Raw genomic sequence first — 13,683 nt, 5'->3', positions numbered from 1 at the left:
GGATCCATGCTCTCATCCCGCCCACAAGGCATCCCGACGCCGACCGCCCCCGAAAGGAACCTCGAATCATGACCGACACCACCACCGGTCAGGCCGGCGTCGTGACCGACGCCCCCGTCCTGGAGGTCACCGACCTCTCCGTCGACTTCGGCGTCGACGGCGTGTGGGTCCCTGCGGCCAAGAAGCTCAACTACTCGATCAAGGCGGGCGAGGTGCTCGCGATCGTGGGCGAGTCCGGCTCCGGCAAGAGCGCGAGCTCGATGGCGATCCTCGACCTCCTGCCGAAGAACTCGCGCATCCGCGGCTCGATCAAGCTGGAGGGCCGCGAGCTCACCGGCCTCTCCCAGCCGCAGATGCGGCGGGTGCGCGGCAACCAGGTCGCCGTGATCTTCCAGGAGCCGATGACCGCGCTCAACCCCGTCTACACGGTCGGCTTCCAGATCGTGGAGACGCTGCGCATCCACTACGGCATGTCGCCCCACGAGGCGAAGGAGCGCGCGCTCGAGCTGCTCGACATGGTCGAGCTGCCGGACCCCGTCAAGGCCTTCCACTCGTACCCGCACCAGCTCTCCGGCGGACAGCGTCAGCGCGCGATGATCGCCCAGTCGATCTCGTGCGACCCGAAGCTCCTCATCGCCGACGAGCCGACCACGGCCCTCGACGTCACGGTGCAGGCCGAGATCCTGGAGCTGCTGCGCAGCCTCCGCGACCGTCTGGACAGCGCCATCCTGCTGATCACCCACGACATGGGCGTCGTCGCCGACCTGGCCGACAACATCGTCGTGATGCGCAAGGGCGACATCGTCGAGTCGGGCACCGTGGAGGGCGTCTTCGCCGCTCCGCAGCACCCGTACACGATCGCCCTCCTCGATGCCGTGCCGCACCTCGGGCAGCGCGACGACGAGGAGATCGACACGACCGCCGCCCTCGCCGCGGGGACCGAGAACCCCGACGCCGCATTCGCCGAGCGCATCCGCGTCAACGAGCGCATCGCCGCCGCCGAGCACGAGAAGTCCGAGATGGACAAGCGCACGGTGGTCGTCGACTTCGAGAAGGTCTCGATCGAGTACCCGAAGCACGGCCGCGTGCCGGCGTTCCGCGCCGCGACCGACATCGACCTGACCATCCACGAGGGCGAGGTCGTCGGCCTGGTGGGCGAGTCGGGCTCCGGCAAGACCACACTCGGCCGTGCGGCGATCGGCCTGCTGCCCATCCACTCGGGCAAGCTCGTCGTCGCCGGGCAGGACATCAGCACGGCGAAGCGCGACGAGATCCGCAAGCTGCACCGCAACGTCGGCATCGTCTTCCAGGACCCGTCGTCGTCGCTGAACCCGCGCCTGCAGATCGCCGACTCGATCGGCGAGCCGCTGCGCCTGGCCAAGGGCCTGAAGGGTGCAGACCTCGCCAAGGAGGTCGACCGCCTCCTCGACAGCGTCGAACTGCCGCGCGCCTACCGCAGCCGGTTCCCGCACGAGCTGTCGGGCGGCCAGAAGCAGCGCGTCGGCATCGCCCGCGCGCTGTCGCTGAAGCCGCAGGTGCTGATCGCCGACGAGCCCACCAGCGCGCTCGACGTGTCGGTGCAGGCCCGCGTCCTGGAGCTCATGCAGCAGCTCCAGAAGGAGATGAACTTCGCCTGCCTGTTCATCACCCACGACCTCGCGGTCATCGACGTGCTCGCCGACCGCATCGCCGTGATGCACCACGGCAGCCTGGTCGAGGTCGGCACGCGCGACGAGATCCTCCGCTATCCGAAGGAGGCGTACACGCAGCGCCTCCTGGCGGCGGTGCCCCTCCCGGACCCGGAGCAGCAGCGCGCCCGCCGCGCCCTGCGCCTCGAGCTCCTCGCCGCCGGATCCGACGAGACCGTGCCGGTCAACGAGGGCGTGCCGACGGAGCCGGAGCCGCCGGTCGCGCAGGGCCTGTAACCTCTCGTCCACCGGATCGTCACCGAACGCCGCCCCGCCTGAGCGCGGAGGCGGCGTTCTGTGCTGTCCGATGGGGATAGAATGGACCGTTCCCCGAAAACCACCTGACGAGAGTCGAGCCTTCACGCATGTCCGAGAACGCCGTCGCCCACCGCGACGATCTGCGCAACGTCGCGATCGTGGCCCACGTCGACCACGGCAAGACCACGCTGGTCGATGCCATGCTGCGCCAGACGAACTCGTTCGGTGACCACGAGCACGTCGAAGAGCGTGCGATGGACTCCAACGAGCTGGAGCGTGAGAAGGGCATCACGATCCTCGCCAAGAACACGGCGATCTCGTACAAGGGCAAGCACGCCACGAACGGCCCGATCACCATCAACGTGATCGACACCCCGGGCCACGCCGACTTCGGCGGCGAGGTCGAGCGCGGCCTGTCCATGGTCGACGGCGTCGTCCTGCTCGTCGACTCGAGCGAGGGCCCGCTGCCGCAGACCCGCTTCGTGCTGCGCAAGGCGCTCGAGGCCAAGCTCCCCGTCATCCTCGCGGTCAACAAGACCGACCGTAACGACGCCCGCATCGAGGAGGTCGTGAGCGAGAGCCAGGACCTGCTCCTCGGCCTCGCGAGCGACCTCGCCGACGACGTCCCCGACCTCGACCTCGACGCCATCCTCGACGTGCCCGTCGTGTACGCCTCGGGCCGCGCCGGCGCCGCGAGCCGCAACCAGCCCGCCAACGGCGAGCTGCCCGACAACGACGACCTCGAGCCGCTGTTCGAGGCGATCCTCGAGCACATCCCTGCTCCGAGCTACGACCCCGAGGCGCCGCTGCAGGCCCACGTCACCAACCTCGACGCGTCGCCGTTCCTCGGCCGTCTCGCGCTGCTCCGCATCTTCAACGGCACCCTGAAGAAGGGCCAGACCGTCGCGTGGGTCCGCCACGACGGCGACGTGCACAACGTGCGCGTCACCGAGCTGATGATCACGAAGGCGCTCGACCGCTACCCGGCCGAGAGCGCGGGCCCCGGTGACATCGTCGCCGTCGCCGGCTTCGCCGACATCATGATCGGCGACACCCTCGCCGACCCCGACGACATCCGCCCGCTGCCGGCCATCCACGTCGACGAGCCCGCGATCTCCATGACCATCGGCACGAACACGTCGCCGCTGGTCGGCAAGATCAAGGGCCACAAACTCACCGCCCGCATGGTGAAGGACCGCCTCGACCGCGAGCTGATCGGTAACGTGTCGCTCCGCGTGCTCGACATCGGCCGCCCCGACGCGTGGGAGGTGCAGGGCCGCGGCGAGCTCGCGCTCGCCATCCTCGTCGAGCAGATGCGCCGCGAGGGCTACGAGCTCACCGTCGGCAAGCCGCAGGTGGTCACCAAGCGCGTCGACGGCAAGCTGCAGGAGCCGTACGAGCACCTCACGATCGACGCCCCCGAGGAGTACCTCGGCGCGATCACCCAGCTGCTCGCCGCCCGCAAGGGTCGCATGGAGAACATGGCGAACCACGGCACCGGCTGGGTCCGCATGGAGTTCATCGTCCCGTCGCGCGGCCTCATCGGCTTCCGCACCGAGTTCCTCACCACCACGCGCGGCACCGGCATCGCGAACGCGATCTCGCAGGGCTACGACGAGTGGGCCGGCCAGATCGTCACCCGCAGCAACGGCTCCATCGTGGCCGACCGCGCCGGCGTGGTCACCCCGTTCGCCATCATCGCGCTCCAGGAGCGCATGACGTTCTTCGTGAACCCCACCGAGGAGGTCTACGAGGGCATGGTCATCGGCGAGAACTCGCGCGCCGACGACATGGACGTGAACATCACCAAGGAGAAGAAGCTGACCAACATGCGTCAGTCGACGGCCGACAACTTCGAGTCGATGACGCCGTCGCGCCAGCTGACGCTCGAGGAGTGCCTGGAGTTCGCCCGCGAGGACGAGTGCGTGGAGGTGACCCCGGAGGCCGTGCGCATCCGCAAGGTCGAGCTCGACGCCACCGCCCGTGGCCGCGCCGCCGCCCGCCTCAAGCGCCAGGACGCCTGAGCCTCACCGCACCGTAAAAGGGAGGGGATTCGTCACGAATGTGGCGAATCCCCTCCCTTTTCTGCACATTCGGCACGAATGTGGCGAGCGCTACGCGAAGAGCCCGGCCCCCACGTACGAGCCCTCTTTCGCGCCCGGCGGGACGGCGAAGATGCCGGAGCCGACGTGTTTCAGGTACTCGTTCATCAGGTCGCTGCGCGCCAGCCGCGACTGGATGGGGATGAACTGCTTGCGGGGATCCCGCTGGAAGGCGATGAAGAACAGCCCGGCGTTGAGCCGGCCGAGGTCGTCGTTGCCGTCCACGAAGTTGTAGCCGCGGCGCAGCAGCTGCGCGCCGTCGTTCATGGTCGGGTGAGCCAGCCGAACGTGCGAGTCCGGGTCGATCTTCGTGCCGCCGTCGGGCGAGAGCGCCAGGAAGTTCGGATCGCTGAACTCCGTGCCGCCGGAGAGCGGAGCCCCCTCGCCCTTGTCGCGGCCGATGATGCGCTCCTGCTCGCCGAGCTGCTGCCGGTCCCAGGTCTCGATGACCATGCGGATCTTGCGCGCGACGAGGTACGAGCCGCCGGCCATCCAGGAGGCGCCGTCCGAACCGGACGCCCATACCTGGTCCTCGACGACCGTCTGGTCCTCCGACTTGATGTTCGCGGTCCCGTCCTTGAAGCCGAACAGGTTGCGAGAGGTGACCTGGCTGCGGGAGGTGGAGGAGGTGCGGCCGAACCCGAGCTGCGACCAGCGGATGGAGGCGCGGCCGAAGGCGATGCGCGACAGGTTGCGGATCGCGTGGACGGCGATCTGCGGGTCGTCGCTGCACGCCTGGATGCAGAGATCGCCTCCGCTGATCGCGTCCAGCAGCGCGTCGCCGGGGAAGTGCGGGATGTCGACGAGGGCCGCGGGGCGCTTCGACGCGATCCCGAACCGGTCCTGCCCGTCCGCTGTGGTGAAGAGCGTCGGGCCGAAGCCGAAGGTGAGGGTGAGGCCGCCCGGGGGGAGGTCCAACGCCTCGCCGGTGTCGTCCGGGGGCTGGTCGGCCGGGCCGGAGGCGGGACCGTATTTGCCGGCGGGCTTGCCCTGGGTCATCCGCGCGGCCGCGACGGTCCAGTCGCGCAGCAGGTCGATCAGGCCGTCCCGGTCGAGCCCCGGGTTCACGTCGAAGGCGGCGAAGTGGAGGCGGTCCTGGACGGCCGTGGTGATGCCGGACTGGTGCTCGCCGTAGAACGGATGGACGGCGGCCGCCGCCTGTGCGCCCGAGACGGCACGGTCGACGGCGATCCCGGCGCCGAATCCGACCACCCCGGCGCCGACGCCGAGGCCGGCGAGGCCGAGCAGACCCCGCCGGGACAGGCCGGAGCGCCCGGAGTCCTCCGCGGACTCCGGGCGCTCGGTGGGTGTCTCGTCGCTCACGCGCCTCCTACTTGACGAGGATCGACGTCAGCTGGCTGAGCGGCTCGCTGAGGGCGTTGACCTCGTCGGAGAGCTCCTTCACCTGCTCGGTGGTGAGCTGGGTGTAGCTGACGTAGCCGTCGCCCGCGGTGTACTGGGCCAGCAGCTTGTCGATCGCGGCGAACTCCGCATCGAGCTTCTTCGCAGTGCTCGTGCCGGTGCTGCCCTTCTCCATCAGGATGTCACGGACGGTCCCGTACGCGACCTCCGCGCCCTCCACGTTCGCTTTGAAGTCCCACAGGTCCGTGTGCGAGAAGGTCTCCTCCTCGCCGGTGATCTTGCTCCGCGAGACCTCCTCCATCAGGCCGCTGGCGCCGTTGGAGATCTGGTCGAGGGTGAGGCTGAAGTCCTTGGCGTACACCAGGTCGTAGAGCTTCTGGGTGTCGGCGACGAGCTGGTCGCCGAGCACCTTGCGTCCGGCGGCGTCGGACGGGGTGAAGCCGGCCGGGGCCCAGAGGTCCTTCTCGATGCGGTGCCAGCCGGTCCAGTCCTGGCCCTGCTCGAGGTCGGCCTCGCGGAGGTCGATGGCCGGGTCGATGTCGCCGAACTGCTCGGCGGTCGGCTCGATGCGCTCGTAGAACATGCGGGCGGCGGGGTACTGCGCCTGCGCGGCCGCGTCGTCGCCGCTCTCGTACGAGGCGGCGAACGCCTTCGTGGCGGTGAGGAGCTGGCCGGCCTGGTCCTTCACGTAGCTCGTGTAGTTGGTGACGGCCTGCGCGACCTGCTTGCTCTCGCTCGCGGACTTCGTGTCCGCGGCGCCCTTGGTCACCGTGAAGGCGGTGACGGAGGTCGGGCTGCCGACCATCCCCTTCTTGCAGGCGGTGAAGTAGTCGCCCTCGGCGAGCTGCACGACGTAGTTGACGGTCGTGCCGGGGCCGATGTTCTCCTTCTCGCCGGCGATCCGGAGCTTGTCCTGGGCGAGCACCTCGAACTCGTTGACGTCGGAGCCCTTGTTCGTCACCTGGAAGGTCACGGGGCCCGAAGGCGCTGTGGCGGTCGAGACGGTGCAGCTGTCGTCGTTCAGGGTCACCGAGACGGCCTCGGCCTCGGCGGTGGCCTTGTTCGGGACGCAGCCCGTCAGAGCGGCGGCGAGGGCGGCGGCGCCGGCGATGCTGCCGGCGATGACGCCGAGCGGACGGTATCGAGCCATGGGAGTGCTGTGCTTTCTCTCGGGAGCGGGGAGGGAGGTGCTGGGGAGGTGCGGTGCTGCAGGTCTGCGGTGCTGTCCGGTGCCTCAGGAGGCGACGGGCGTGCTGCTCGTCGCACCGGGCGCCTCCGCTTTCGCAGGCTTGCGGTGCGCGGTGCGTTGGGCGCGCACGTAGAAGAACGAGACGACGATGATGTAGCCGAACCACGCGATGACCTGCAACCAGGTCGGCGACGGGTTGAAGTTGACCGCGCCGGCGAGCACGGTGCCGTACCAGCTCGACGCGGGGATCGCGGCGCTGATGTCGTAGGCGTGGATGCCGGCGCCGGGGATCACTCCGGCCTCCTGCAGGTCGCCGATGCCGTAGGCGAGCACGCCGCCGGCGACGAGGATGAGGAACGCGCCCGTCCAGGCGAAGAACGTCCCGAGATTGATGCGGACCATGCCGCGGTAGAGCAGGAAGCCGAGCACGGCCGCGGTCAGGAGGCCGAGCAGGGCGCCCACGAAGGGCTCCCAGCCGCCGCCGACGCTGTCGACGGTAGCCCAGACGAACAGGGCGGTCTCGATGCCCTCGCGGCCGACGCTGAGCATGGCCAGGATGACCACGCCCCAGCCCGCGCCGACGAGCACGGAGTCGAGCTTCTCGTGCAGGAGGGTCTTCATCGAGCGGGCCGTCTTGCCCATCCAGAAGATCATCCAGGTCACGAAGGCCACGGCGACGACGGAGAGGCCGCCGCCGACGATCTCCTGCGCCTGGAAGCTCAGCCCGTACGGGCCCCACGTGAGCAGGGCGCCGATCCCGAGCGGCACGACGAGGGCGATGCCGACGCCGACCCAGAGCTTGGAGAGCACGTCCTTCCGGCCGACTTTCACGACGTAGGCGATGAGGATGGTGACGATCAGCGCCATCTCGAGGCCTTCGCGGAGGCCGATCAGGTAGTTCGCGAGCACAGAGGACCTTGCTGGGAGAGGGGGAGGAGGTTGGTAAGGCTAACCTTACCGAATCGAGGGTACGTCCTGCCCTCTCGATCTGTCCAGATAAGATGCGAGAATGCTCAGCCGGATCCTCAACGCCGTCCTGCTCGTGCTGGCCGGCATCCTGGTCGGGGCGGTGGGAACCGTGGCGCACTCGATCGACGTCACCTGGGGCGTGAGCATCCCCCTCGGCCTGATCGGCTCCCTGCTGGCGTTCACGCTCCTGCTGGTCGGCCTGCGCCTGCTCGCGACGACCCGCGTCCCCGCGATCCTCGCCGCGCTCGGCGCGATCGCGACCATCCTGCTCTTCACGCAGCAGAGCCCCGGCGGCTCCGTGCTCATCCCGAACACGCTGCCCGGGCAGATCTGGCTCGTGGCCCCGCTGCTCATCGCCGCCATCGTGATCGCGTGGCCCGACCTGCGTCGCCGCGACGCGCGCCCCGTGGTCGTCGCACCGGCACCCGCTCCGGTGCCGGCGGCGGAATCCGTCACCCGCGTTTCGGAATAAGCTAGTCGAGTAGCTCTCGAGCTCTCGCGAAGGGAACAGAACCACCGTGACCTATGTCATCGCCCTCCCGTGCGTGGACGTCAAAGACCGCGCCTGCATCGACGAATGCCCGGTCGACTGCATTTACGAGGGTGAACGGTCGCTCTACATCCACCCCGATGAATGCGTGGACTGCGGCGCCTGCGAGCCGGTCTGCCCGGTCGAGGCCATCTACTACGAGGACGACCTCCCCGAGGAGTGGGCGGACTACTACAAGGCCAACGTCGAGTTCTTCGACGACATCGGCTCGCCGGGCGGCGCGGCCAAGGTCGGCGTGATCGCCAAGGACCACCCCGTCATCGCCGCCCTGCCGCCGCAGGCGCACTGACGTGGCGCTGAAGGAGCTCCCGGACTACCCCTGGGATCTGATGGCCCCGTACGCCGCGCGCGCTCGTGAGCACGCAGACGGTGTCGTGGACCTCTCCATCGGCTCGCCCGTGGACGAGACGCCCGAGCTGATCCGCACGGCGCTGGCCGCGGCGACCGATGCGCACGCCTACCCGCAGACCGTCGGCACGCCGGCGCTGCGCGAGGCGATCGTCGCGTGGTTCGCGCGCCGCCGCGGGGTCACCGGCCTCACCGTCGACAACGTGCTGCCGACGATCGGCTCCAAGGAGCTGGTCGCGTTCCTGCCGTTCCTGCTCGGGCTGGGGGAGGGGGACGTGGTGGTGCACCCGCGCGCCGCCTACCCGACCTACGCGATCGGCGCGGCGATGGCCGGCGCGGACGCTCTCGCCAGCGACGACCCGGCCGAGTGGCCCGAGAACACGCGCCTGATCTGGCTGAACAGCCCGGGCAACCCCGACGGGCGCGTGCTGTCGGTCGACGAGCTGCGCGCCGCGGTCGCCCGCGCCCGCGAACTGGGCGCCTACCTGGCGAGCGACGAGTGCTACGCCGAGCTCGGCTGGGACGCCCCCTGGGACGCTGACCGCATCCCGAGCGTCCTCGACCCGCGCGTGATCGGCGACGACCGCCGCAACATCCTCGCCGTGTACTCCCTGAGCAAGCAGTCGAACCTCGCCGGCTACCGCGCCGCGTTCGTCGCGGGGTGCCGCACGGTCGTCGGGAGGCTGACCAACGTGCGCAAGCACGCCGGACTCATGCTGCCCTCGCCGCTGCAGGCCGCGATGGTCGCCGCGCTGGGTGACGACGAGCACGTCGCGCAGCAGCGCGAGCGCTACCGCGCGCGGCGCGAGCTGCTGCGTCCCGCTCTCGAGGCCGCCGGGTTCCGCATCGACCACAGCGAGGCCGGGCTCTACCTCTGGGCGACCGAGGGACGCGACGCCTGGGAGAGCATCGGCCGGCTGGCCGACCTCGGCATCCTGGCCGGCCCCGGCCACTTCTACGGCGACTCCTACCCCGAGCACGTGCGGCTCTCGCTCACGGCGACGGACGAGCGGATCGCCGCGGCGGCCTCTCGGCTGCGCGCTTTTGGAGACTCCCTCTAACGCGATGCGGTCCGCTTTGAGTGATGCGACAGTAGCCGTGCGGGTTCGTTAGGCTGTACCCGCACGAATGATTGCAGCGCTGCCACGATCGGCGCGCGTGGTTATGCCCGTACCCAAGACCTGGAGGCGTTGTGACTGGACTCGGCACCGAGAATGCACCGGCGGAGCGTGTCGGCTCCACCGATGGCGAGGCGGCCGTGGCCGAACTGCGCTACCCGGGCGGCGTCGCCGAGTTCCCCATCCTGCCGAGCACGGCGGGCGCCTCGAGCATCGATCTGTCGACCCTCACCAAGCAGACAGGCCTGACCAGCCTCGACTACGGCTTCGTCAACACCGCGGCGACGCGGTCGGCGATCACCTACATCGACGGAGACCGGGGCATCCTGCGCTACCGCGGCTACCCGATCGAGCAGATCGCCGAGAACTCGTCCTTCCTCGAGACGGCGTGGCTCCTCATCCACGGCGAGCTGCCGACGCCGACCGAGCTGGCCGACTTCGATGAGCGCATCCGTCGCCACACGCTCCTCCACGAGGATCTGCGCCGCTTCTTCAGCGCCCTCCCGCACGACGCGCACCCGATGTCGGTGCTGTCGAGCGCCGTCTCCGCGCTGTCGACCTTCTACCAGGACTCGCTCAGCGTCTCCGACCCCGAGCAGGTCGAGCTCTCCACCATCCGCCTGCTCGCGAAGCTCCCGGTGATCGCCGCCTATGCGCACAAGAAGAGCCTCGGCCAGGCGTTCCTCTACCCCGATAACTCGCTGAGCTTCGTCGACAACTTCCTGCGCCTCAACTTCGGAACGCTCGCCGAGCCGTACGAGGTCAACCCGGTGCTGTCGCGGGCGCTGGAGCGCCTCCTCATGCTGCACGAGGACCACGAGCAGAACGCCTCCACCTCGACCGTCCGCCTCGTCGGCTCGACGCAGGCCAACCTCTTCGCCTCGGTCTCGGCCGGCATCAACGCCCTCTACGGTCCGCTGCACGGCGGCGCCAACGAGGCCGTGCTCGACATGCTCGCGGGCATCCGCGACTCGGGCGAGAGCGTCCAGAAGTTCGTCGAGCGGGTGAAGAACAAGGAGTCCGGCGTCAAGCTCATGGGCTTCGGTCACCGCGTCTACAAGAACTTCGACCCGCGCGCCAAGCTCGTCAAGCAGTCGGCCGACGAGGTGCTCGCCGCTCTCGGCGTGCACGACCCGCTCCTCGACATCGCGAAGGAGCTGGAGGAGGTCGCGCTCGCCGACCAGTACTTCATCGACCGCAAGCTGTACCCGAACGTGGACTTCTACACGGGCGTGATCTACAAGGCCATGGGCTTCCCAACGCGGATGTTCACCGTGCTCTTCGCGATCGGCCGCCTCCCGGGCTGGATCGGTCACTGGCGCGAGATGAACCTCGACCCCGCCACCAAGATCGGCCGGCCGCAGCAGCTCTACACGGGCAGCCCCGAGCGCAGCTGGCCGACCGGCCGCTGAGTCCCGCCCGGCGCTGAACGGGCGTGCGCCCGCGCGCTCAGCGCGATGACGGGCGCAGCGTCAGGGTCTGCGTGGCGGCCGCCGCGATGGCGGCACGGCTAAAGGCCCACGGGAGCGTCTTGTTGGCCGCCCAGAGATCGGTCTGATCGGTGTAGTGCGGGTCGAACGCGTGCCCGGAGGCGCCGGCCAGGTTGATCCAGCGGCTGCGGTCGAAGTCGGCCAGGTCGACGACCATCCGCATCGACGGGACGCGGTCGACCGAGTACCCGACGGACGCGTCCCAGCCGTTCGCCTCGACGACGCTCGACCCGCCACCGACCGGGTAGGGGCCGCGGTTGAGCAGCCACTCCACCGGCGCCACGCCCGATGTGCCGAGGCTGGCGTTCGTCAACGTGAGCGTGTGGATGCGGTCCCAGCGCCAGGTCGTGGCGTCAGCGCCCATCAGCGAGCGGGCCTCGGTCCACGCCTGATCCGCGGCACGCGCGATCATCGAGTCCCTGTCGCTCGTTCCCAGCTCGGCGTCGGCCCACCAGGGCGAGTCGGGCTGCGCGACGAGGTTCTGCACGACCGCGAACCAGCGGTCTCCGCCGGAGGGCTGCGCCGATGCCGGGAGCTTGCGGCCGAACGCGTCGTGCAGGAGGTTCTTCCAGAAGATGTTGAAGTAGGCCGCGGCGGCGCTGTCGGCGTCGTCGTGGAGGTCCCACCCGGCGAGCAGCGCGGCCCCGCGCGCCGCGCCGGAGGACGGATCGGCGGCGTCCCCGACGGCACGGAGCAGCGGGACGAGCGTGGCGGCGTTCGCGTCGTACGTGTCGCCCTGGATGGCCGCCAGCTGCGCCGCCGTGACCTTCTTTCCGCTTGCGACGAGGGCCTGCAGCCGCACGGCGATCTGGTTGGCGCGGTAGCCGTACTCCCAGTCGCGCGTGATCATGACGGGATAGTCGGGGCCGACGGCGGCGTTGTTGGCCGTCACGATGTACCCGCTGGGTGGATCGAGCACCGAGGGGAGCTGGTCGTACGGGACGGTGCCCACCCAGCCGTACTGGCTGGTCCAGCCCGGCACGGGGACCGTTCCGTCTCCCGCGGCCCGGATCGGCACCGCGCCCGGCGCCTGGTAGCCGATGTGACCGTCCACGTCGGCGTAGACGAGGTTCTGCGACGGCACCTGGAAGTTCGCCGCCGCGGCGCGGAAGCTCGTCCAGTCGGTCGCCGTGTCGAACGCGAAGATCGCGCCCGCGGTCGGGCCGGGTGTGAGCGCGGTCCATTGCAGGGACAGCTGGTACTGCTCCGCCGGGATGCCGAGCTTGCCGGCCTGGTTCTTGGCGATCGCGGCGTAGTCGTCTCCCACGTCGGTGATGATCGGGCCGTGCCGGGTGGAGCGGACTGTGAGCGTGACGTCCTTGCCGCCGGCGACCTTGATGGTCTCGCGGCGGATGTCGAGCGGCACCTGTGCCCCGTCGTACTCGTAGGTGTCGCCGGTCACCTTCTCGACGTAGAGGTCGGCGACGTCCGGGCCGAGATTGGTGAAGCCCCAGGAGATGCGGTCGTTGTGCCCGATGACGACGCCGGGGAACCCGGAGAATCCGAAGCCGCTCACGTCGAACGGGCACTCCGCGGTCACCGTCGCGCAGTGCAGTCCGACCTGGTACCAGACGGAGGGGAGGGAGGCACCGAGGTGCGGGTCGTTGGCCAGCAGCGGTTTGCCGGTGGTGGTCAGGGCCCCGGAGACCACCCAGGAGTTGGATCCGATATCGCTGCCGGCCGGACCCATCAGGCGGGGGAGTGATTCGAGGCTCGCCGACACCTGCTCGAGCTGCGCCCTGTAGTCGGCGGGGGGCGCGGCCGCGAGCGCCCGGGCGTCCGCCCCGCCTGCTCCCGCTGCTCCGGCGTCCGCTGCGGTCGTGTTCGCCGCGTCCGGCGTCGTCCGCGCGGGGTCGCCTCCGCCGTCGGACGTGATGGTCGGGTGGGCCGCGTAGTCGTAGCCCGGGTGGAGGTCCGCGATCTGCTCGGGGGTGAGCTTCGTGGCCAGCAGCGCGCGGTCCACCTCCTCCACGAGATTGGAGCGGAGGTCCCACGCCATCGCCTTCAGCCAGGCGATGGAGTCGACGGGCGTCCACTTCTCGGGCTTGTAGCCCGGGTTCTGGAGGCCGAGGACGGCGTACTCGACGCTGAGCTCGGCGCCGGCGTGCGCGGCCAGGTAGGCGTTCACCCCGTCCGCATAGTCCTGGTAGTAGCGGAGCGCGGTCGGGTCGAGGAGCTTCACCTCCTGCTCCGCGACGCGGCGCCAGCCGAGGGTGCGGATGAACGTGTCCGTCGGCACCTGGCTCGCACCGAACATCTCCGAGAGCCGGCCCGCCGTGACGTGCCGGCGGAAGTCCATCTCCCAGAAGCGGTCCTGCGCGTGCACGAACCCCTGGGCGCGGAAGAGGTCGTCGGCCGTGGAGGCGACGATCTGCGGGATGCCCGCGCTGTCGCGGTAGACCGTGACCGGCTTCTGGAGGTCGGGGACGTCGAGGGATCCGGAGGTCTGCGGGAAGGACCGGGTCACGGTCCAGAACCCGACGCCGCCGGCGATCGCCGCGACGACGAGGAGCACGGCCAGCACGCCGCCCACGGCGCGCAGCACCCGGTGGTGCTGCCGCAGTCTGGGGGTGTCGTCGCCCACGTCCCTCCTCCTGCTCGGTGCTTCC

Annotated in this window: 10 protein-coding genes; 6 read left to right on the top strand and 4 right to left on the bottom strand. The window is 69.9% G+C overall.

All coding sequences use genetic code 11. The annotated features are described in order from the left end of the window. The first annotated feature begins 68 nt into the window (after positions 1–68). The gene (locus FHX33_RS08255; protein WP_021758079.1) at positions 69–1,925 is read left to right on the top strand and encodes an ABC transporter ATP-binding protein; all 1,857 of its coding nucleotides are present in this window, start codon (positions 69–71) and stop codon (positions 1,923–1,925) included. Between the two features lie 128 nt (positions 1,926–2,053). Further along, the gene (gene typA, locus FHX33_RS08250; RefSeq protein ID WP_021758077.1) at positions 2,054–3,970 is read left to right on the top strand and encodes a translational GTPase TypA; all 1,917 of its coding nucleotides are present in this window, start codon (positions 2,054–2,056) and stop codon (positions 3,968–3,970) included. Positions 3,971–4,060: 90 nt separating this feature from the next. Here typA and efeB read toward each other — a convergent pair whose 3' ends face one another. The 3 genes from efeB to efeU form a co-directional block, all read right to left on the bottom strand. Further along, positions 4,061–5,371: an iron uptake transporter deferrochelatase/peroxidase subunit gene (gene efeB / locus FHX33_RS08245; protein ID WP_183428329.1), complete on the bottom strand. Its 1,311-nt coding sequence runs from the start codon at positions 5,369–5,371 to the stop codon at positions 4,061–4,063. A 7-nt stretch (positions 5,372–5,378) separates the two neighbouring features. Next, positions 5,379–6,560: an iron uptake system protein EfeO gene (gene efeO, locus FHX33_RS08240; RefSeq protein ID WP_021762466.1), complete on the bottom strand. Its 1,182-nt coding sequence runs from the start codon at positions 6,558–6,560 to the stop codon at positions 5,379–5,381. Positions 6,561–6,644: 84 nt separating this feature from the next. Further along, entirely contained in the window at positions 6,645–7,508 is an 864-nt protein-coding gene (gene efeU / locus FHX33_RS08235; RefSeq protein WP_021762465.1) for an iron uptake transporter permease EfeU, read from the bottom strand. Positions 7,509–7,608: 100 nt separating this feature from the next. On the opposite strand from efeU, the gene FHX33_RS08230 reads away from it, so the two are divergent. From FHX33_RS08230 to FHX33_RS08215, 4 genes are all read left to right on the top strand, one after another. After that, a complete protein-coding gene (locus tag FHX33_RS08230; protein ID WP_021762464.1) occupies positions 7,609–8,040 on the top strand; it encodes a hypothetical protein in 432 nt (143 codons plus the stop codon). 46 nt (positions 8,041–8,086) lie between these two features. Further along, entirely contained in the window at positions 8,087–8,407 is a 321-nt protein-coding gene (gene fdxA / locus FHX33_RS08225; protein WP_021762463.1) for a ferredoxin, read from the top strand. A 1-nt stretch (position 8,408) separates the two neighbouring features. Continuing rightward, complete coding sequence (dapC, locus tag FHX33_RS08220) at positions 8,409–9,527, top strand: succinyldiaminopimelate transaminase (protein WP_021762462.1); 1,119 nt, start codon at positions 8,409–8,411, stop codon at positions 9,525–9,527. A 197-nt stretch (positions 9,528–9,724) separates the two neighbouring features. Continuing rightward, positions 9,725–10,996: a citrate synthase gene (locus FHX33_RS08215; RefSeq protein WP_051336935.1), complete on the top strand. Its 1,272-nt coding sequence runs from the start codon at positions 9,725–9,727 to the stop codon at positions 10,994–10,996. Positions 10,997–11,033: 37 nt separating this feature from the next. On the opposite strand, the gene FHX33_RS08210 is transcribed toward FHX33_RS08215, so the two are convergent. Then, the gene (locus FHX33_RS08210) at positions 11,034–13,658 is read right to left on the bottom strand and encodes a penicillin acylase family protein (RefSeq protein ID WP_183428328.1); all 2,625 of its coding nucleotides are present in this window, start codon (positions 13,656–13,658) and stop codon (positions 11,034–11,036) included. Positions 13,659–13,683 lie beyond the last annotated feature (25 nt).

The sequence above is a fragment of the Leifsonia aquatica genome (genome assembly GCF_014190775.1).
Lineage (GTDB): Bacteria > Actinomycetota > Actinomycetes > Actinomycetales > Microbacteriaceae > Leifsonia > Leifsonia aquatica.
Note: the sequence above shows the minus strand (reverse complement) of the source record. Positions and strands in the feature narration are given on the sequence as shown.